The 18,720-nt window shown below is 68.5% G+C and carries 17 protein-coding genes and 1 pseudogene; 15 read left to right on the plus strand and 3 right to left on the minus strand.

What is annotated here, in order from left to right:
* The 7 genes and pseudogenes from OH809_RS11770 to OH809_RS11800 all read left to right on the plus strand — a co-directional run bounded on the left by OH809_RS11770 (position 1) and on the right by OH809_RS11800 (position 9,486).
* Positions 1 to 1,689: a recombinase family protein gene (locus OH809_RS11770; RefSeq protein ID WP_406422438.1), complete on the plus strand. Its 1,689-nt coding sequence runs from the start codon at positions 1 to 3 to the stop codon at positions 1,687 to 1,689.
* A gap of 1,375 nt (positions 1,690 to 3,064) precedes the next feature.
* A pseudogene (locus OH809_RS11775) lies at positions 3,065 to 4,015 on the plus strand (transposase); the annotation flags it as partial.
* Positions 4,016 to 4,249: 234 nt separating this feature from the next.
* Positions 4,250 to 5,749, plus strand: a complete 1,500-nt coding sequence (locus OH809_RS11780; RefSeq protein ID WP_406422437.1) for an MFS transporter — start codon at positions 4,250 to 4,252, stop codon at positions 5,747 to 5,749.
* Between the two features lie 61 nt (positions 5,750 to 5,810).
* Positions 5,811 to 6,461, plus strand: a complete 651-nt coding sequence (locus OH809_RS11785; RefSeq protein ID WP_406422436.1) for a TetR/AcrR family transcriptional regulator — start codon at positions 5,811 to 5,813, stop codon at positions 6,459 to 6,461.
* A gap of 94 nt (positions 6,462 to 6,555) precedes the next feature.
* The gene (locus OH809_RS11790; protein ID WP_406422435.1) at positions 6,556 to 6,789 is read left to right on the plus strand and encodes a hypothetical protein; all 234 of its coding nucleotides are present in this window, start codon (positions 6,556 to 6,558) and stop codon (positions 6,787 to 6,789) included.
* A gap of 238 nt (positions 6,790 to 7,027) precedes the next feature.
* Positions 7,028 to 8,308: an ISL3 family transposase gene (locus OH809_RS11795; RefSeq protein ID WP_406422434.1), complete on the plus strand. Its 1,281-nt coding sequence runs from the start codon at positions 7,028 to 7,030 to the stop codon at positions 8,306 to 8,308.
* Positions 8,309 to 8,973: 665 nt separating this feature from the next.
* Positions 8,974 to 9,486, plus strand: a complete 513-nt coding sequence (locus OH809_RS11800; protein ID WP_406422433.1) for a hypothetical protein — start codon at positions 8,974 to 8,976, stop codon at positions 9,484 to 9,486.
* An 11-nt stretch (positions 9,487 to 9,497) separates the two neighbouring features.
* Here OH809_RS11800 and OH809_RS11805 read toward each other — a convergent pair whose 3' ends face one another.
* The 3 genes from OH809_RS11805 to OH809_RS11815 are packed head-to-tail and all read right to left on the minus strand — an operon-like array spanning position 9,498 to position 12,122.
* The gene (locus OH809_RS11805) at positions 9,498 to 9,926 is read right to left on the minus strand and encodes an NUDIX hydrolase (RefSeq protein WP_406422432.1); all 429 of its coding nucleotides are present in this window, start codon (positions 9,924 to 9,926) and stop codon (positions 9,498 to 9,500) included.
* The gene (locus tag OH809_RS11810) at positions 9,919 to 10,758 is read right to left on the minus strand and encodes a DUF1932 domain-containing protein (protein WP_406422431.1); all 840 of its coding nucleotides are present in this window, start codon (positions 10,756 to 10,758) and stop codon (positions 9,919 to 9,921) included. Before OH809_RS11810 ends, OH809_RS11805 begins: the two co-directional genes overlap by 8 nt.
* Positions 10,755 to 12,122 carry a hypothetical protein gene (locus OH809_RS11815; RefSeq protein ID WP_406422430.1) on the minus strand — a complete coding sequence of 456 codons (1,368 nt, stop codon included), beginning with the start codon at positions 12,120 to 12,122 and terminating at the stop codon, positions 10,755 to 10,757. The genes OH809_RS11810 and OH809_RS11815 overlap by 4 nt, the downstream gene beginning before the upstream one ends.
* A gap of 266 nt (positions 12,123 to 12,388) precedes the next feature.
* Between OH809_RS11815 and OH809_RS11820 the strand changes: the two genes are divergently transcribed.
* The 8 genes from OH809_RS11820 (at position 12,389) to OH809_RS11855 (ending at position 18,627) form a co-directional block, all read left to right on the plus strand.
* Entirely contained in the window at positions 12,389 to 12,985 is a 597-nt protein-coding gene (locus tag OH809_RS11820; protein WP_406422429.1) for an ATP-binding protein, read from the plus strand.
* Between the two features lie 152 nt (positions 12,986 to 13,137).
* Positions 13,138 to 13,572, plus strand: a complete 435-nt coding sequence (locus tag OH809_RS11825; protein WP_406422428.1) for an NUDIX domain-containing protein — start codon at positions 13,138 to 13,140, stop codon at positions 13,570 to 13,572.
* Between the two features lie 39 nt (positions 13,573 to 13,611).
* Entirely contained in the window at positions 13,612 to 15,498 is a 1,887-nt protein-coding gene (locus tag OH809_RS11830) for a radical SAM protein (RefSeq protein ID WP_406422427.1), read from the plus strand.
* Positions 15,495 to 16,124: a hypothetical protein gene (locus tag OH809_RS11835; protein WP_406422426.1), complete on the plus strand. Its 630-nt coding sequence runs from the start codon at positions 15,495 to 15,497 to the stop codon at positions 16,122 to 16,124. The genes OH809_RS11830 and OH809_RS11835 overlap by 4 nt, the downstream gene beginning before the upstream one ends.
* Complete coding sequence (locus tag OH809_RS11840) at positions 16,121 to 16,855, plus strand: hypothetical protein (RefSeq protein ID WP_406422425.1); 735 nt, start codon at positions 16,121 to 16,123, stop codon at positions 16,853 to 16,855. The genes OH809_RS11835 and OH809_RS11840 overlap by 4 nt, the downstream gene beginning before the upstream one ends.
* Positions 16,856 to 16,859: 4 nt before the next feature.
* Positions 16,860 to 17,507, plus strand: a complete 648-nt coding sequence (locus OH809_RS11845; RefSeq protein WP_406422424.1) for an AAA family ATPase — start codon at positions 16,860 to 16,862, stop codon at positions 17,505 to 17,507.
* On the plus strand, positions 17,504 to 18,370 hold the full coding sequence (locus tag OH809_RS11850; protein ID WP_406422423.1) for a protein kinase domain-containing protein: 867 nt from the start codon (positions 17,504 to 17,506) through the stop codon (positions 18,368 to 18,370). Before OH809_RS11845 ends, OH809_RS11850 begins: the two co-directional genes overlap by 4 nt.
* A 113-nt stretch (positions 18,371 to 18,483) precedes the next feature.
* Positions 18,484 to 18,627: a hypothetical protein gene (locus OH809_RS11855; protein ID WP_167347301.1), complete on the plus strand. Its 144-nt coding sequence runs from the start codon at positions 18,484 to 18,486 to the stop codon at positions 18,625 to 18,627.
* The last annotated feature ends 93 nt before the right edge of the window (positions 18,628 to 18,720 follow it).

Here is an 18,720-nt window from a genome sequence, read left to right on the forward strand (position 1 = left end):
ATGACACTGCGCGTCCTGGGTTCTCTGCGGCTCTCCGTCGACACCGATGACTCCACGGCAATACCCCGCCAGAAGGAGCACGTACAGCACTGGGTCGAGGCGCCTGGGCGGGACGCACAGGTCGTCGCCTGGGCTACAGACACGGACGTCTCCGGTGGGCTCCACCCCTTCAAGCGCCCGGACCTGGGCAAGTGGTTCGACGACGAGCACAAGGATCTGTGGGACGTGCTCTGCGTCATGAAGGTGGACCGGCTGAGCCGGCGGGTGGCCCACTTCAGCGAGATCGTCCAGTGGTGCCAGGACAACGGCAAGATCATCGTGTCGACCCAGGAGGGGATCGACATGTCCACTCCCATGGGCAAGATGTTCGCCCAGATCCTGGCCGTCTTCGCCGAGGGCGAGCTGGACACGATCCGGTCGCGGGCGCTCGACGCCGTACAGACCCGTCTCGCGGCGGGCATGTGGGTGGCCGGCCTCCCGCCCTTCGGCTACGAGATCGTCCAGGTGGGCAAAGGCAAGGGGAAGCGACTCGAAGGACTCCCCCACTACACGGAGCTCGCGCAGGAGATCGCGAAGAAGATCCTGGACGGCGAGAGTCTGCGCTCCATATCGAGAGACCTCGCCACTCGAGGTGAGCCCACCTGGCTCTCGCTGATCCAGCCCAACAGCAAGCGGGCACAGGAGAGCCAGTGGTCCAACTCTTCGATCCGGGGCATGATGCTCAACCCCAAGATCGCCGGGCTCTACACGTACAAGGGCGAGATCGTCGAGGACGACGCGGGCAATCCGCGCATGATCACGGACACCCCCCTTCTCGACCTCGCCACCTGGAACAAAGTCGTCCTGAAGCTGGCGGACAACCGCGCCTTCGGGCCCAAGGTGACCAAGAGCCAGGCCATGCTGGTCGGAGTGGCCTCGTGCGGCTCCTGTGGCGGCCCGCTGACGAAGGCCGTCTTCACCAACCGAAAGCCCGCCAAGGGGGACCGCCCGGCGAAGGAGTGGCACTACTCCCGGTACAAGTGCAGCCGGCACAAGGTCCAGGGGACCTGCGAGAGCGCCGCGGCCGTGGACTCGGCGGAGCTCGAAGGCGAACTCACCAAGGTGTTCCTGGAGCACATGGGCCATCTCCCCGAGGCACGGGAGGTGGCAGCCGATCTGTACGACCCGTCTAGCGACATCACGGCCACGGAGGCGCGCCTGGACCGGCTGAAGGCCGACTTCGGGGCGGGAAAGTACGACGCCCCGGAGAAGGAAGAGGTCTACTGGTCGCTGCTCAACTCGCAGTCCGCGAAGCTGTCGCGGCTTCGCACCCAGCTCGCCGAGTACGAAGAGCAGCGCGGGAAGTTCGCTCTGACAGGCCGCACCTTCGCGGACATCTGGAACTCGCGGGACGACGAGGGCAAGCAGCTCTTCCTCCGAGAACATCGGGTGGCCGTCAAGGTCTACCGCGACCCGATCCCTGGCAAGCCGTTCGGGTTCATGGTTCAGCTGGGCGACGTCCGGCGGATGGCCAAGGCCGTGCACGTCGAGCTGACCGACGATGTCGCCCACGGGGTCGTCACCCACAATCTGCCGACGCAGCAGCACGTGGCGAGCCAGCAACTGGATGAGCGGCAGCTCCAGATCGGGCTGGACGTCATCGATGCCATCGAAGCATCGCTGCGACTCGCCGGGGAGTCGCCGGCGTAGAGAAGCGTGGCGCACGAACGAACAGCAGCCCCCGCGAGTGCGGGGGCTGCTGTCATTTTCGAGTGGCGGCGGCAGACCACGGCTATGCTCCGGCTGGGTGGCTGTCCTCCTGCTCCAGCCGCAGACGGTTGGTCTCACGGTTGAGGTACCGGCGCGCCCTGCTCAGATCACGCATTGCGTCCCCGGTCCCTTGGCCTTTCGAAGCGACGTACTTCACGACGGTGTTGCGACGGCAGTCGGTCTCCTCGATCACTTCAAACCCGCTCGGCCGCCACGGCGATCCACCGGTGGGATGCGTAGCCCTTGGGGCATCGGGTCCGTCGTGCGTAGTCCACGAGGAAGAGTCGCGTCCTACATCACCCTCCAGCCGCGCAAGCACTCGCTCTCGGGGCGCCCGTCCCTTCTGGCCCCGGGCGTGGAAGGTGAGACGTGAGGCGAGCAGGTCGGTGCAGGGCTTCGCAGCGGTGGGTCCGTTGCCAGTACAGCGGGAGGGGGACGTCAAACTTTCTCCTTCGGCAGGGGCATGGAGGCGCCGGGCAAGCGGCTGGCAGACCGCGAGACGCCAGGCGGAACAGGTGAGGACCTTCAACAGGCAGAGCCAGCGGCCGACTGGCTCCGCGGGCGCCGCAGGAGCGGGGAACCGGGTTGGGGACACCTCGGGGAGGGCGGCGCCGAGGCGGGGGAAGCCGCACGGCACCGCCCGAGGGGTGCTGCTACAAGGCCGCAGCGGGGATCGGGGCGAACGGAGACCCCGAGGGCGACGGCGATGGCAACGAGGTCGTCGACGTCGCAGCAGCGCCGGGCGCATTCGATGCGGGAGAGCGTCGTGTTCGACATAGGGCGGCCGAGCACGGCGACACGGCCAGCGAGCTCGCGCTGGGCGAAGCCGCGAGCGGTAGGCGTGCGCTCGATGGCGCCGACAGTCCGTACTCGCGCAGGAGCGGATTCCGTGGGGTGTTTAGGCATGCGTCTGTTGTAACTCCGAATCCCCGGTTTGGGTGACCGGGGATCGTGGGGTATAAAGCCCCGCTGTCGCCTTTCGCGCAGGACTGAATAGGGGTCCAAAACTTTGCAGAGGAAGTTGACAGTCGGGAGCTTCCAGCCAATTTCGGACATCCGACACCATGTACCCAGACGGGTCGGCTGGATGGGCTGCCATGCGCCTGACGTGGGAAGCGGCGGAAACATAGACGGCGCTAGCGCCAGAGGTCAAGACCTTCGCGGTGCGATCTTTCCCGCTCCGCATTCGACACCGGCTTTTTGGGCTCTCCTGTCGGATCCGTGGGTCGCTGACCAGGGCTGATACGCAGAACACGCCGTACCCGGGGTACGTTTCGACTGCTTAAGGAACGAAACGGAAGAACCTGGATACGGCGTGCGAAGTACAAGGATATGGACTCGGCTGCTCGATGTCGAAAAGACGGTGATCGAGCAGGTCGAGGCCGAAGAGGAAGACTCCGGCGAGGATGCCGACGGCAGTGTGGTGATCGTTGTCCATGCCCGTCCGGTCAAGGGGCGGCGGCAGAGGTGCGGGATCTGTGGGCGCAGGGCGGCGAAGTACGACGCCGGTGAGGGGCGGCGTCGCTGGCGGGCCCTGGACATCGGCGTGCTCACGGCTTTCATCGAGGCCGACGCGCCCCGGGTGTCGTGTCCGGTGCACGGGGTGACGGTGGCCGGGGTGCCCTGGGCCCGGCACGGCGCCGGTCACACCCTGGCTTTCGACGCGCAGGTCGCCTGGCTGGCGACCTGCTGTTCCAAGACGGCCGTCACGCAGCTGATGCGGATTGGGTGGCGCACGGTCGGCTCCATCGTTGCCCGGGTCTGGGCGGATGCCGAGGCGCGGACCGACCGGCTGGCCGGGCTCCGTCGGATCGGGATCGACGAGATCAGTTACAAGAAGCGCCACAAGTACCTCACCGTCGTCGTTGACCATGATTCCGGGCGTCTGCTGTGGGCCGAACCCGGCCGGGACAAGGCCACCTTGAACAAGTTCTTCGACCTGCTGGGACCCGAACGCTCCGCGAAGATCACACACGTTTCGGCCGATGCGGCGGACTGGGTCGCCGGCCCGGTCTCCGCGCACTGCCCGAACGCGGTGCGGGTGATGGACCCCTTCCACACGGTGAAGTGGGCCACCGACGCGCTGGACGTCGTACGCCGCGAGGTCTGGAACACCGAACGCAAGGGCAAGGGCCGGACCACCAAGGGGTCGAAGTCGCTGAGGAAGGCCCGCTTCGCGCTCTGGAAAAACCCTGAAGACCTCACCGTCCACCAACGGGCCCAGCTGGAGTTCATCGCCAGGGCCCACCCCGTCCTCCACCGCGCCAAATTTGAACGGAGCGCTCCGCTCCGATAGATTCGCATCCACCGGCCGGGCGGCATGACAGTCGCGGCGTGAGAGTGCGGCGCACGCGGTTCACGCGCGGTCGTGACGCCTCCGCGTCCCCTGCCCAGCCGCCATCACAACGGCGCCCGGGACGGCGGCCGGACCCATGCCGGGCGGACCGCCCCGCTCTCACGCGGCGTGCTGCCGCCCCCTCAACCTCAGAAGGAGTCGTCAGTGGACGACAACAGAACCCAGCACCGCGGCGCGATGGCATCGCGACCGAACTTGGTGCTGGCGGCACTGCTTGCCGCGGTGGGCTGCTTCTCGCTGATGCAGACCCTGGTCATTCCCGCGATGTCCGTGCTCGCGCAACGCCTGCACACCGACACCGCCACGGCCGGATGGCTGATCACCGCATTCCTGCTCGGCGGGGCCGTCCTCACCCCCGTACTGAGCCTGCTCGGCGACAAGTACGGCCACCGACGGCTCCTCGTGATCGTCCTGCTCATATTCCTCGCGAGCACCCTCGGGGGCGCCGCCGCCCCGAACATCGGCTTCCTCATCGCGATGCGCGCGGTGCAAGGCGCCTCCATGGCCTCGCTCCCGCTGGCCCTCGCCATCGTCCGCGAAGCGATGCCCCGGGAACGGATCGCCTCCAGTTTCGGCACCACCGCCGCCATGCTCGGCGGCGGCGCGGGCATCGGACTGGTCCTGGGCGCCCTGATCATCCAGCACACCTCGTGGCGCTGGATGTTCGGCGTCGAAGCGGTGTTCATCGCCCTGGCGACCCTCATGGTCATCGCCTGGGTGCCGGAAAGCCCCGAACGCCACAGCAAGCGCGTCGACGTGCCCGGGGCCGTTCTCCTGGCCGGCGGGCTCGTCGCCCTGCTCCTGGCGATCACCGAAGGCACGAAGTGGGGCTGGCTCTCCGCCGGAGTGCTGTCGCTCTTCGCGGCCGCCGTGGCGCTCTTCGCCGTACTCGGCGTGGTGTCGGCCCGCCGGTCCGACCCGATCCTCGACCTCCGGCATATCACCCATCTGCCGATGCTCGTCACCAACCTCGCGGCGCTACTGATCGGTGTCGTGCCGTTCTTCTTCTACGTCCTGGTCCCGCAGCTGCTGCAGCTGCCCAACGGTCTGCCGCCCGCGCTCCGCCCGGCGGCCTCCTACGGAGGCGGCCTGACCATCGTCCAGGCCGCACTGCTGGTGCTGCCGAGTTCGGTCTGTGTCGTCCTGGCCGGGCGGACCGCGCACTGGCTGCGTGGGCGGCTCGGAGCCCGGGCACCCCTGGCCGCATGCATGACGCTGATGACGTCGGGAGCCGTGCTCACCGCGTTCTTCCACGGCTCCCCGACGCAGCTCGCGCTGTGGTTCTGCCTGATCGGCCTCGGTGCGGGCTACGGGTACGCAGCGCTCGCCGACCTGGTCGCGGCCCTCGTGCCGCGCCGCGAGATCGCCGCGGGCAACGGGCTGAACACCGTCATCCGGACGGTCGGCAGCGCCGTGGGCAGCCAGCTCTCCGTCGGCTTCCTGCAGACCTTCACCGTGGACGGCACGCCCGTGCCCGCCGAGAAGGCCTTCACGGTGGGTTTCTGGGTCGCCGCCGCGCTCGGCGCCCTCGGTATCCTGCTCGTCGGGGTCCTGCGCATCCGCCCGCACCACGAGGAGCCCACGCCCGAGCCCACCGTGGCAGCACTGGCAGCACCGGTTCCGGTCCTCAGCAACCCACACTGACCCAGTCAGCCCGCCCACGTGGCAGGACCCGCGTCGACTGCCGCACCGAAGGAGCACGAGCATGCACACCGACCGCACCGGACCGCCCCGCGGACGCCAGAAGGAAGCCGACCGCAACGACGAGCGGATCCTGCGTGCGGCACGTGAAGTCTTCGCCGAACACGGCTGGGACGCCCCCGTCTCGGAGGTCGCCCGCCGTGCCGGCGTAGGCATGGGCAGTCTCTACCGGCGCTACCCCGCCAAAGAGGACTTGGCCCAGGCGCTGCGTGTGGAGGGCATGAACGACCTGGCCTCCCTGGCCGGCACCGCCATGGCCGACCACCCCGACCCCTGGGCCGCACTCGTCTCCTTCCTGCGAGCAACGCTGTCCGCCACCGGCACCGGCTCCCTCCTCCCTCTCATAGGGGGCCGCCTGCCCGCCACCGACGAAGTGGACGCCGCGGACGACTGCCTCCGGGCGGCACTCGATGTCCTGGTCGACGCCGCCCACCGGTCCGGCGCACTACGCCCGGACTTCAGCTCGGCCGACCTCCTGCTGCTGCTCGCCCACCTCAACGCCCGCCTGCCCACGACCACCGAGCGCGCGGTCGAACTGCACCTGCGCTACCTGGACCTCGTCCTGAGCGGTCTTCGGAACCCCGCGAACACCGGCATCCAACCGGTCGGCCCGCCCACCTGGGCGGAGCTGAGGGATCTCTGGAACGCCCCGTGACCCCGCTCTGCCCGCACTTCCAACAGGGCTGCCCGGGTGCCGAGAAGGGCTTCCAGCCGCCCGGGCCCTGGGCGGGGGCGCCACCGAATTCCCGTTGAGACTGCAGACGAGACCACCCACGTCGAAGACCCCCGTCTACCTCGGCTTCGCGCTCCTGCTGCTCTCCCTGCTGACGCTGTTCCCGCCCGGCGCCGGATACGCCCTTGCCTTCGTCGGCGAGGGTGCGGCCGCCGGTGAAGACGCAGCCCTTGCCGGCGTCACCCTCGAAGCAGCCCTCAGAGTGCGGTACGTGACTTTATGTCCGGCTTGTCATCGCTCGATGGGGTGATGTTGGGGCATCATGATCCTGCTGGCCGCGCCCGGCCTGGGAGGGCGTCCGGGCCCCCGGAACCCGATGCTCTCCTCCCATACGGACATCAGGAGGAGAGAAGAGGGTTGTGACGGCGCAGTTTCGGGCTCTCCTGTCGGATCCGTGGGTCGCTGACCAGGGCTGATACGCAGAACACGCCGTACCCGGGGTACGTTTCGACTGCTTAAGGAACGAAACGGAAGAACCTGGATACGGCGTGCGAAGTACAAGGATATGGACTCGGCTGCTCGATGTCGAAAAGACGGTGATCGAGCAGGTCGAGGCCGAAGAGGAAGACTCCGGCGAGGATGCCGACGGCAGTGTGGTGATCGTTGTCCATGCCCGTCCGGTCAAGGGGCGGCGGCAGAGGTGCGGGATCTGTGGGCGCAGGGCGGCGAAGTACGACGCCGGTGAGGGGCGGCGTCGCTGGCGGGCCCTGGACATCGGCGTGCTCACGGCTTTCATCGAGGCCGACGCGCCCCGGGTGTCGTGTCCGGTGCACGGGGTGACGGTGGCCGGGGTGCCCTGGGCCCGGCACGGCGCCGGTCACACCCTGGCTTTCGACGCGCAGGTCGCCTGGCTGGCGACCTGCTGTTCCAAGACGGCCGTCACGCAGCTGATGCGGATTGGGTGGCGCACGGTCGGCTCCATCGTTGCCCGGGTCTGGGCGGATGCCGAGGCGCGGACCGACCGGCTGGCCGGGCTCCGTCGGATCGGGATCGACGAGATCAGTTACAAGAAGCGCCACAAGTACCTCACCGTCGTCGTTGACCATGATTCCGGGCGTCTGCTGTGGGCCGAACCCGGCCGGGACAAGGCCACCTTGAACAAGTTCTTCGACCTGCTGGGACCCGAACGCTCCGCGAAGATCACACACGTTTCGGCCGATGCGGCGGACTGGGTCGCCGGCCCGGTCTCCGCGCACTGCCCGAACGCGGTGCGGGTGATGGACCCCTTCCACACGGTGAAGTGGGCCACCGACGCGCTGGACGTCGTACGCCGCGAGGTCTGGAACACCGAACGCAAGGGCAAGGGCCGGACCACCAAGGGGTCGAAGTCGCTGAAGAAGGCCCGCTTCGCGCTCTGGAAAAACCCTGAAGACCTCACCGTCCACCAACGGGCCCAGCTGGAGTTCATCGCCAGGGCCCACCCCGTCCTCCACCGCGCCTACCTGCTGAAGGAAGGACTCCGCCTCGCCCTGAAAGCCGGCCCCCACACTCCCGAAGCCCTGTGGGACTGGGTCCTCTGGGCCCGCCGCTGCCGACTCGATGCCTTCGTCGACCTGCAGAGGTCCATCGTCAAACACTGGGACGCCATCACAGCCGCCGCCGAGCACGGCCTGTCCAACGGCCTCGTCGAGAGCATGAACACCAAAATCCGCCTCATCACCCGCATCGCCTTCGGCTTCAAGAACCCCCAAACCCTCACCGCCCTCGCCATGCTCAGCCTCGGCGGCCACCGCCCCCACCTACCAGGCCGTCAACTCCCAAGCCGATAACCCACGGATCCGACAGGAGAGCCGCTTTTTGGTCAACCGAGGATCCGGCCCTACCGTTATGGCATTCCCCGTGCACAGTTTCGACTGGTGCTGCTTCGTAACCGGAATCGCTGGACTTGCCCGAATCGGGTGTGGCTATGTTGGTCACGGCCCGGTTCGGGAATTGATTCGGCCCGATGCAAATGCACTGCGGACCTCCAAGCCCCCACCGAACTGCCGCTCCCTGCTGGACGATCGAGAGGAACATCTGTGCCCCACCGCACGGCCCAAGTGGCCGTCCGTCCCGCGTCCTGATCACCCGCCTCCAGCACACCAGCCGCAACCCCACCCCCAACCCCCGTGCCGATGCAGCCCGTCGACGCTCGACCTCAACTGGCGCCCAGACTCCCACTCACACGGCCAGTAGCCGTCAGCCCGCGCTACCTACGCCTCCTGCGAGCCAGCAACACCAACACCGCCGATAGCCGCGGTCGCAGCCGCCGGGAGCGGCTTCACAGTGCGCCCCGGCGGTCCGCGGAGGCACAACCGAACAGAGAAGTAGCACCCGATCGGCTTTTGACCGAACCCCAGTAGTCGACCGACCAACGCGCGCAAGTCTTGTCATTGGGCAAAAGGGAACAGACTCTTCCCCTGCTGTCCGATCCTCCGCCGTTACGGTGCCGCCCATGCGCGAGGTCGAATACAAGAGCCACGGCGTCCCACTTGAGGACTACCAGCTCACGCGACGTGACCACCAAAGGCAGAAGGAGCTGGAGGGGATCTGCGACCTTGCCAGTCGACAGGTCGATGAACACCTTGCCGAGGTGCGAGCGAATCCCGAAATGGTGGAGCGCCAGCGGGAACACCTGGAGGAGGTCTGGAAGCTGATGCTGTCGTTCAAGACACCGGAGCACCTGATCATGCAGTGGCGGGTTCGGCTCTACTGCGGGCACATCGCCGAGACCTCGCGTCACTGCGAGAACGCCGAACCCAGCCGCAAGATTCGTTGCCCGGAGTGCGGGAAGAATCCCTCGACGATCGTGGCCTTCGAGCCCCTCGGACTCGCCGGCGAACCACCCACCCCATCGAAGGCAGAGCTGCCTGCGCCGACAAGACGCACTCGGGCTGATCTAGAACGCCGCGCGGCTGCGCTGGAGAAGGAGAATCAACTCCTGCGGACGGAACGAGGTAAGGGCTGACAGGCCTCCGGTCACCCGATCACGGCGTCGAGGTGCTGTTGCACCGGCTCGAAGAGTCCGTACGGGACGTAGCGCGGGATCTCCGCGAGGGTTGCCCAGGCGACCTCGGCAATCTCGTCAGCGTCCGCAACGTGCGCCGTTCCTCCCACCACCGCGCACGCCGTGTATGACATCAGCCGACCGGTGACGGGGTGGACGCGCTCACCGAGCAGCGTCACCACGGTTACATCCAAGCCGGTCTCCTCCTTCGTCTCCCGTACAGCGGCAGCGTGCCCCGTCTCACCAGCCTCGACCTTGCCTGCCGGGAACTGCCAGGAGAGTCGTCCCTCCGCCACACGGCGTCGCACCAGCAGCACCCACCCCTTGTGGACGACGACGGCAGCGGCGATGGGTTGCTGCTGGACTTCGTCCGTGGAGAGAACTGGTCGCTGCTCAGTCACCCTGGCTCCGCAGGTGGGACAAGACGTCGGTGAGCTCTAGGTTGTACTGGTCCTTGTCTCCTTCCCAGCGCGACATGACCGCTACGGCAGCCTCGGCCATGTCTGCGGGCAGACCGGCTGCGCGGAGAGTCTCAGCGATGTCCTCCATCTCCGGTGCCCAGCGCCAGGCTCGCGCGGCCACGCTGGGCAGGTATCCGGGGTCGGCGAGGATGTTGGACGCCATCACCTGCGCCTCGGCCGTGAGCTCGTCGCCGACGCCATGAGCATCTGCCAGCGCGTGGGCCACGCCGGCGAGGGTTCGGGCGGCCTTCTGGTAGCTGGCGAACGCCATCTTCAGCGCGGAGGCGGAGCCGACGCTGCCGCTCGCGCGGCGGACGTGCAACGCGGTGTCCTTGAACACGGGCTCCACCGTGTCCACGGCCTGGGCTTCGCCGGCGAGGTAGAGGCGAGCAGCCCGCTGGCCACCGGGCGGCGGGCCGAAGATCGCACCGTCGAGGACTATGGCACCCGGCCTGATCTCCTCCGCGATTCGCTGCATGCGCTGGGGGTTGATCGCGTTGGCGTCCACGTACACCCCGGCGAAGGCGTGGTCGGCGACCATGGTCGCCACGTCTTCGGCGGCCTGCGGAGGACAGATCGACAGGACGATCTCGCTGCGTTCCAGCGCCTCGTCGAGCGAGTCACATGCGGTGGCGCCGACTTCCTTCGCGCGCCCGTGGGTGGCGTCGCTGCGGCCTTCCGGCACCCACAGCACCTCGTGGCCTGCCTTGACGGCCTGGGCGGCAACGGCCGCGCCCATGGCGCCGGGGTGCAAGAGGGTCACGGTCGTCACTGGCTGCCTCCTGGCGGGAGCTGAGCGGGCATGCGTTCCTGATGAGCAATGATCACCTCGCGAAGGCCGATCGCGGCAGGTGATCCGGCCCCAGGGTGCAGCGCGAGCTGACGGCTGAAGTGGCCGATCCGGCGATCGACGCTCTCGGTGCGGCGCCGGGCACTGACCCCGAGGACAGCGTGGATCTGCGTCGCAGCCCCGTCGATGTCTCCACGGCCCAGCCGCGCCATGGCCAGGTCCATGCGGGCCAGGGACATCTCGCCGAGTCTCTGCTGCTCCGGCGGCGCGGACTGGAACATCTCCACCGCTTCGTCGGCGCGGGCCTCGGCGTCACTGAGGTGCTGCGTGCCGGCAAGCCAGAGGTGCGTGCTGCTGGAGTAGAACAGTTGCTTCTCGGCGGGGAAGGCCATCATTCCGCCGGGCAGTTCGTCCCCTTCGACGAGACGCTCGCGCAGGCGGTCGGCGGCGCTCAGGGAGGCCAGGGCATCGCTGCCCCGGTTGAGCTGGCCGTAGGCGCGTGCCTTGATGCTCTCCAGCCGGATCTGCGCCGTGCCGGATTCGGGGGTGAACGCGCTTCCGGAGTCGGCGAGGCGTACGGCGTCTACGGGGCGGCCGTCCCAGTACGCGATGAGTGCCTGGAGTCCGCGTACCCAGGAGCGCAGTCCGTTGTGGCCGGCGAGCTCGCCGAATAGGAAGGCGGTGCGTGCCTGTGTTTCGGCGGCGTCGTAGCGGCCCAGGTCGAAGCTGGCATTCGCGAGTACGCCGCACAGGACGCCAGCGCCTACGTAGAGGTCGCTGGTGTACCGCGGTGGCTGACGTCCTTCGAGGAGTTCGAAGGCACGGTCACGAAGGGCACGTACCTCGCGGAACAGGGGCCCGACAGGCCGGTTGGGGTACGTAATGACGAGGCGGCGGATGTCAGCTTCCAGCTGCTCCAGCGTGTGCGGTCCCACGTTGCTGCTCTCTGCCCTGGCCGCGAACTGCGCCGACTCATTTGCCGCCGCCATGACCACGTCTTCAAGGCCGTACTCGGATGGATCCACTGCGTTGCGGTCGTCAGCCGCCGGGTGGTGCGGCGAGGCCGTCGGCTTGGGCTCCGCAGGCCCGAGGAGTCGGGCGGCCGGGAGGCCCGGGAACATGAACTCGAGGACGCGGCGGCCGACGGTCTGCGGTGTCCGGACCTCGCCGTGCGCGTACCGGAAGAACTGCCGCTTCTCGATCGTCGCGGTCGCGATCGATGGCGGCCCCTCCAGCTCGGCTAACTGTTTGGCCGCCTGCTCGTAGCGCCGCTTGAAGACCTGGTAATCCTGCCAGCCCCGCTGGTTGATCAGAGTCTGGAAGAGGGTCGGTCCTGATGGCTGCACAGCCGCTCCCTCGTGCCGGGGGTCCTTGTCCGACATCCACGCTAGACATCAACAGCCGCCGAACGAAGATCTGTTGTCTAGAAATTCCAGGTGGACAGCGAATAGACATCGGTTAGGCACGAAAGGACGGCGTTCGGCGCCGCTCAGGGCCTCGTTCGGGCGGGAGCCACCGGGAACACTTCATCTTCGCCCCGGCAAGACAGCGGCCCTGCGAGGCCGAGCCTCCGCCGTGGTTACGCAAGTCAGGCAGCCCAGGAGGCCCGCTCATGGCAGCGCACCACCAGCTCGCGTTCACCGTCGCCCGCACGGCAGCCGCCGCCCAGCAGGCACGACACCACGTCGTCGCCGGCATCCGTTCTTGGGGCATACGGCTCGACGAGGAGGCACTGGACGGAATCGAGCTGGTGGCTGGCGAGCTGATCACCAACGCCGTGCGCCACACCACGTCGGGCCTGGTCACCGTCAGCGTCTGCCAGGAGGGGCCTGTGCTTGTGGTCGAGGTGCATGACGCTACGAAGGCGCTGCCGCGGCCGGAGCCCTTGAGCAGGAGTTCCGAGTCCGGGCGCGGTCTGTACCTCGTATCCGTGCTCGCCGACCGCCACGGTGCTGATTTGACGGCGACGGGCAAGCGCTGCTGGGCGGAGTTCGATCTGCCCAGCAGTGCGGGTGATCGAAGGGCAGATCGGAGCAGCAGTCGCGATCAGCAACTGCTTTCCGGCCACGCCGCCGAAGTGGCTGATCGAGCGGCAACGAGGGTTCGCACATCGGCAGCGGGCTCGTCATCGAACACCCGCACGAGGGCCAGGCGCCGGACCGCGGCCCCGGCAGCCGACGGGTCCCGCGTGGGCCAGCTGCTCGACTGAATAACGCTGATTCGACGGCAAGTTGGGGGCCTAGACTCGTGGGCTTCCCCAGGACACCGGCCGATCACGGTCGACCACGGGACAAACAGTCCCCGGCCCTCTACCGGGCCGGCCCCACGAGTCAGCTTCTGTACCAAGTGGAGGTTTTCGTAATGCCCGAGAAGGTCACGAAGGAAAAGGTCCTCGTCTACGTCGTGCGCGACGGGCGCCTGCTGGTGTTCCGCCACACCGACTACTCCTACGAGGAGGTCGGCATCCAGGTCCCCGCGGGCAGCATCCGCCCCGGCGAGAACCCGGAGGCCGCCGCTCTGCGCGAGGCCCGCGAGGAGACCGGCCTGTCGGACTTCAAGATCGTCCGCAAGCTCGGCGAGACCGAGTACGACATCAGCCCGTACCGGTTCGAGATCCAGCACCGGCACGTCTTCCACCTGGAGCTCACCGAGCCGACCCCGGAGCGGTGGATGAGCCAAGAGGACCACGACGGCGAGCAGGAGCCGACTCACTTCGAGTGCTTCTGGATCCCGCTGGAGGCCGCGCACATTCTCCAGTCCGGCCAGGGCGCCCTGCTGGGGCGTTTGTCCGACTAGCCAGTCGTCCGGTCACGGCAGCATAGGAGGGGGCAGCCGATGAACCTCAGCACAGAACAGCGCCACAAGATCGACGGGCTCTACCGGAGCCTGGACGTCGATGACGCCGGCACCGCGGTGTCGGTCATCGTCAAAACGCGCGGCGAGACGTGCGACATCGACTGCCTCTACTGCTACGAGAAGCGCAAGGAGGCCCCGGGGGGTGCCAGGGTCAGCGCCGACCAGATCAGGCGCCTGGCCGACATCTTCAAGGGCCGCAAGCTCGCCGTCGAACTCCACGGCGGCGAGCCCCTGACGGCCGGGCGGGAGCACATCGGCGAGATCCTGGCGGAGCTGTCCGGCCTGCCGCAGGTCGTCCGCGTCAGCCTGCAGACCAACGGTGTCCTGCTCAACGCCGACTGGCTCGACATGTTCGACACCCTCTGCCCGGACCTCCGGATCGGCATCTCCCTCGACGGTGACGCCCAGGGCAACGCCTGGCGCGTCGGCTACGACGGCAAGCCCGTGTATCCGCGCGTCGCCGCTGCCCTGAACCTGCTCGCGGAGCGGGGCCGGAGCGTCGGTGTGATCGCCGCGGTGACCCCGGCGGTGCTGGACCGCGCCGAAGAGGTGCTGGACCACCTCGCCGGCTTCGGTTCGGTCAACGCGATCAGCTTCGTACCCTGCTTCGACTCCACGATCCGCCGCTCCACGGCCCTGCCGAGCCGGCGCAAGTCGGCCAGCCGACTGCTTCAACAGGCTGCCGTGAACGCAACCGATGGCCCGGCCTGGGCCATCCATCCCGACGAGTACGCCCAGTTCGTCCTCGCCGCCACCGCTCACTGGATCACCGCCGGACACTTCGCCCGCATCAAGCTCGAACCAGCCGTCTCCACGATCCGGCGATTACGAGGCCTGACGACAGGCTTTTGCCACTTCTCCGACCTCAAGTGCGACCACGTCTTCACCCTCTACCCCGATGGACGCCTCGGGAGCTGCGACGAACTGCCCTGGCCCCAGGCTCGCCTCACCCAGCTGGAGTCCACGGCCGACGAGCACGAGGTGGTCCGCGCCCAGCAGGACTCGCTCCTGCTGAACCAAGGCAAGGCCTTGATGGACAAGTGCACGACCTGTGACTACCGCGCCACCTGCGGCGGAGGGTGCATCGCCACCCGCTGGCGCCAGGACCCGGCCGCCGATCACGACGCGTACTGCGACTACCGCATGCGGATGATCGACGGCGTCGCCGCACTGCTGGCCCAGCCCGGTCGTCCCGCTGGCGCCTGGTGCCAGAGCGTGCGCTGGCACCCGCGCACCCCGAACAGCATGCGCAACGTGAACGCCTTCCTGACCAGCTGGGATGCTCCCGACCTCGCCCGAGGCGAAGTGAGGCTGCACACCAGTGAGCACGGCAACATCAACACCGTGGGCCTCGCCGGCGTCCACGAGGCCGACGATCTCACCCCGGCCCACCCGATGTGGCGGGCGGCCATCGAACCCGGCGTCTGGCCGTTGGTCGACACGGTCACCCGAGCCTGGGGGCTCGTCACGTACGACAGCTGCCAGGGCCACCAGTACACCGGCACGAACCTGGCTCCCACGGGGCTGCGCATCGGTCTCCTCGCCCGCGACCGCACGGAGTACGCCCGTGTTGCTGCGGCTCTGTGCCGGGCCTCCACCTTCGCGAACGCCCTCATGACCGCAGGCATCGAGGTCACCGTCAGCCGCTCGGAGCTCACATGCGAGAGCACGGGCACCACAACGTCGGTCCTCGACCTGAGCTTGGACCCCGGCCCGGGTCAGGGATGGGACGGCTACTTCGACCGCTTGCACGAGGCCGCTGCCGTGTTGGCCGCAGCACTCGACGCCGAGCGCCCCAAGGCCGACACCACGTGCGCCTGCCCGCTGCCGGTGCCGAGGGAAGTGGCCGAGGGGGTGTTGCGGTGAAGCCCGGCGACGCGGTCACCCTCCACCAGCTCCTGGGACGGATCGCCTACTTCCAAACCCTGTTCATTGAACCCGCCCTCACCTCCAGCAGGCAGCCCGGAGCGGGCGAGCCGTGCTGCAACCACAAGAACACCGGGGACGAGCGCCCTGACGTTGGCGGGCTGCTGGCCACTACCGCTTGGGCCGTCCTGGACGAGATTGCTGCCACCCTCGGCGAGTACCTCCTCCTCTGCCCGGACGCAGGCCTCAGGTGCTGCGCGACCTGCCGCGTCGCCGCCGCCGGCGCTGCCATCGCCCAGGCATGGACCGTCACCGAACACCTCGCGTACGACCGGCCGCTGCCCGCAACCGCCCGTCTGCGGGCCTGCCGCACCGCAGCCGCGACCCGTCTCACCCTCGTCTTCGCCGAGCAACATGGCACCGCCTGCGACGCTCTGCCCCAGGCCGAGACGTCTGACGCGGGCCTACTCCCCGACAGCGACGACCTGCCGTTGACCGGAGAACTCCTCGCCCTGTGGCAGGACCCGCTGGCCGCCACCCACAGCCCGGTCGTCAGCTGGCTCAACCACTGCACGGACCTGAGCGACATCCACCGCGTGCTCCAGCAAGGGGGAACGACGAAGTGATCCACATAGCCGAGACCGTCGGCGTCGGAAGCATCGAGAACTTCCTCAGTGACGCCGAGCGGACCCACCTCGCCGACCTGATGAACGACGTCCTGACCAGCGGCGGCACCAGCCGCTTCGGTGACGAGCGCCGCACCTCCATCCACGAAATCCCCGGCCACAGCCCCGAAGAGGCCATGGCCGTCTACGAGCCGGCCGGACGCGTCGAGATCCCCTCGATCCCCCCGGCCGCCGAAAAGCTCCTGGGCGACGCCTTCGAACGCGCTCGCCCGGCGTTCTCCCGCGTCATGCCCTCGATCACCCTCTGCCGCCCGTGGACGTACGTCGAGTACGGCGTCGGCCAGCACATCACCAGCCACCTCGACGGCATCGCCCCCGACCCGCTCGCCTGGCCCCGCCAGATCGCCGGCATCAGCGTCGTGATCACCCAAGCCGACGCCGGAGGCGACTTCTACGTCGAGACCGCCTCCAGCGACCGCCTGTGGAACGGCAAGACCCCCGACGCCTCCTCGAACGGCTACGCGGAGGGCATGTGGCTGACCCACGACGGAGCCGACAACTCCGCGACCTGGTTCCAGCAGATGCCCCGCACCCGCTGGAGCGTCGACCCAGCGCCCGGTACCGCCCTGCTGTACGGCTCCCAGCTCGCGCACGGAACCCTCCCGGTCACCGCGGGCCGGGTCGCCAAGTTCATCAGCTGGCTCATCGCCGAACCCACCCCGGCCGGGTGAGCGCGTGCTCCTGGCTCTGGAAGGCGTAGCCGGCGCCGGAAAGAGCACCCTCCGCGACCGACTCCTGGCCACCGCCCACGCCGAGGGCATCCCCCTCAGCCACATCGGCCAGTTCTCCTGGCTCTCCCACCACGCCACCCACACCCTGATCCGCCTGCGGGCAGGACGCGGGGGCAACGAGCAGGAGGCCATCGAGGCCGCCGCCCAGGACCTGTCCCTGCACTCCCGCTTCAACATCGCCCCCGCCCTCACCGAGGGCCCGGTCCTCGCCGACCGGCTCACCCTCTCCACCGCCTGCCTGCTCGCCCTGCTCCACCAGCAGCCCGTCGACGCGTACGTCGAGCGCCTCGCCGAGCAAACCCGGGCCCGACCGCAGCTGACCGTTCTGCTGACCACCGATCCCGCCATCTGCCACGCCCGCATCACTCGACGTGCCACAGAGCGGCGCTTCACCGAACAGCCCGAGGCCGCCACCCGGCTGGCCGACCTCTACAACGAGGCCGCAGACGCCTGGACCAAGGCCACCGGTCTTCCCGTGCTGAAGCACCCCTGCACGACCCATGCCGACCTCGAAGCCCTGGTCGACGCCTGCATGGAAGACCTCCGCTCGGCCGGCAGCCCCGCGGCCCCGAACAAGGAAGCGAGCCGATGAACCTGCAACCGATGCATCCCGCAGCCTGGGTACTCGATCAGCTCCGCACGGACGGCTGGCACATCAGCGACCTCCTCGCGTTCACGCGGGCCAGCACCCTGGTCCGAGCGAGCCGCCCCGGCCAGAAGGACGTCGTACTGAAGGCGGGCTTCGGCAGCAACCACGTCCTGGCCGAGCTCGACCCCAGCGTGAAGCCCGCCGCGTACGGCTTCTACTGGTACGCGCAGATGACCGAGACCGAACGCGCTCTCACCCGTGAAGACTTTCGCCACGAGGCGGAGCTGACCGCCGTCGCCGGAGGAACCGATCACATCGTCCCGCTGCTGGAGCAGGGCAGTTCGGAGCGGTTCGACTGGTACACCATGCCGCACTGCGACGGCGGGAACTTCCGGGCCTTCATGGCCTCATCCAAGGACACCAGTAAGGGCCTCAGCATCCTCGCCGACGTCGCCGATGGCCTGGGCAACCTGCACCAGCGCGGAATCGTCCACCGCGACGTCTACCAGGAGAACATCCTCATCGATCAGGACCGGGGCCTGATTACCGACCTCGGAGCCGCCCGCCGCCTGTCCACCCCGCGCGGACCTGAACACCGCGGCCCCGAGGTCCACTGGCCGCCGGAGTACCTCACCAGCTATCACGAGGCCACCCCGGCAGCCGATGTCTTCAGCCTCGCCGTCCTCGTCTACCGCTACCTGTGCGCGGACATCCCCCGCCTGGCCGGCCGCACGAACCTGCCTCTCATCCCGGAACCGCTGCGCAGCGTCGTCACCGCCGCGCTCTCCGACCGAGCGGACGACCGGCCAGCCATGGAGGACCTGTACACCGCACTCCGCACTGCGGCCGACCTCCACCAGCGCTGACCGACACGAGGGAGCCCCTCATGACCAGGGCGAGATCTCCGCCCCGAATCCGGCGCCACAGCAGAGCAAGCGGTACAAGCCAAAGCCAACGAGACCGAAAGGCGGAACACCCCATGAACCAGGACCGCATCGCCGACTTCCTCGCCAACGTCGAGGACCTGCGCGGCGAGGACGAGACCGTCCGTACCACCGCCCACACCTCCAGCGTCTCGGCCGAGGGCTGGCCAGCGGCCGAGGCGGAGACCACCACCGCCTGAACACCCACAGCCGCCCGACGCTCTGAGCGCCGCCGGTGAACACCCCCCGGGGCCGGGCCGCCACCACCTGCGGCCCGGCCCCGGGCCCACCAC

The organism is Streptomyces sp. NBC_00873, assembly GCF_045207415.1.
In the GTDB taxonomy this organism is placed as follows: Bacteria; Actinomycetota; Actinomycetes; order Streptomycetales; family Streptomycetaceae; genus Streptomyces.

What these genes read in the sequence shown, in the direction of transcription:
- OH809_RS11770 (WP_406422438.1), top strand. Translation starts at nt 1, where the DNA reads ATGACACTGCGCGTCCTGGGTTCTCTGCGGCTCTCCGTCGACACCGAT.
- OH809_RS11785 (WP_406422436.1), top strand. Translation starts at nt 5,811, where the DNA reads ATGCACACCGACCGCACCGGACCGCCCCGCGGACGCCAGAAGGAAGCC.
- OH809_RS11800 (WP_406422433.1), top strand. Translation starts at nt 8,974, where the DNA reads ATGCGCGAGGTCGAATACAAGAGCCACGGCGTCCCACTTGAGGACTAC.
- OH809_RS11820 (WP_406422429.1), top strand. Translation starts at nt 12,389, where the DNA reads ATGGCAGCGCACCACCAGCTCGCGTTCACCGTCGCCCGCACGGCAGCC.
- OH809_RS11825 (WP_406422428.1), top strand. Translation starts at nt 13,138, where the DNA reads ATGCCCGAGAAGGTCACGAAGGAAAAGGTCCTCGTCTACGTCGTGCGC.
- OH809_RS11830 (WP_406422427.1), top strand. Translation starts at nt 13,612, where the DNA reads ATGAACCTCAGCACAGAACAGCGCCACAAGATCGACGGGCTCTACCGG.
- OH809_RS11850 (WP_406422423.1), top strand. Translation starts at nt 17,504, where the DNA reads ATGAACCTGCAACCGATGCATCCCGCAGCCTGGGTACTCGATCAGCTC.
- OH809_RS11855 (WP_167347301.1), top strand. Translation starts at nt 18,484, where the DNA reads ATGAACCAGGACCGCATCGCCGACTTCCTCGCCAACGTCGAGGACCTG.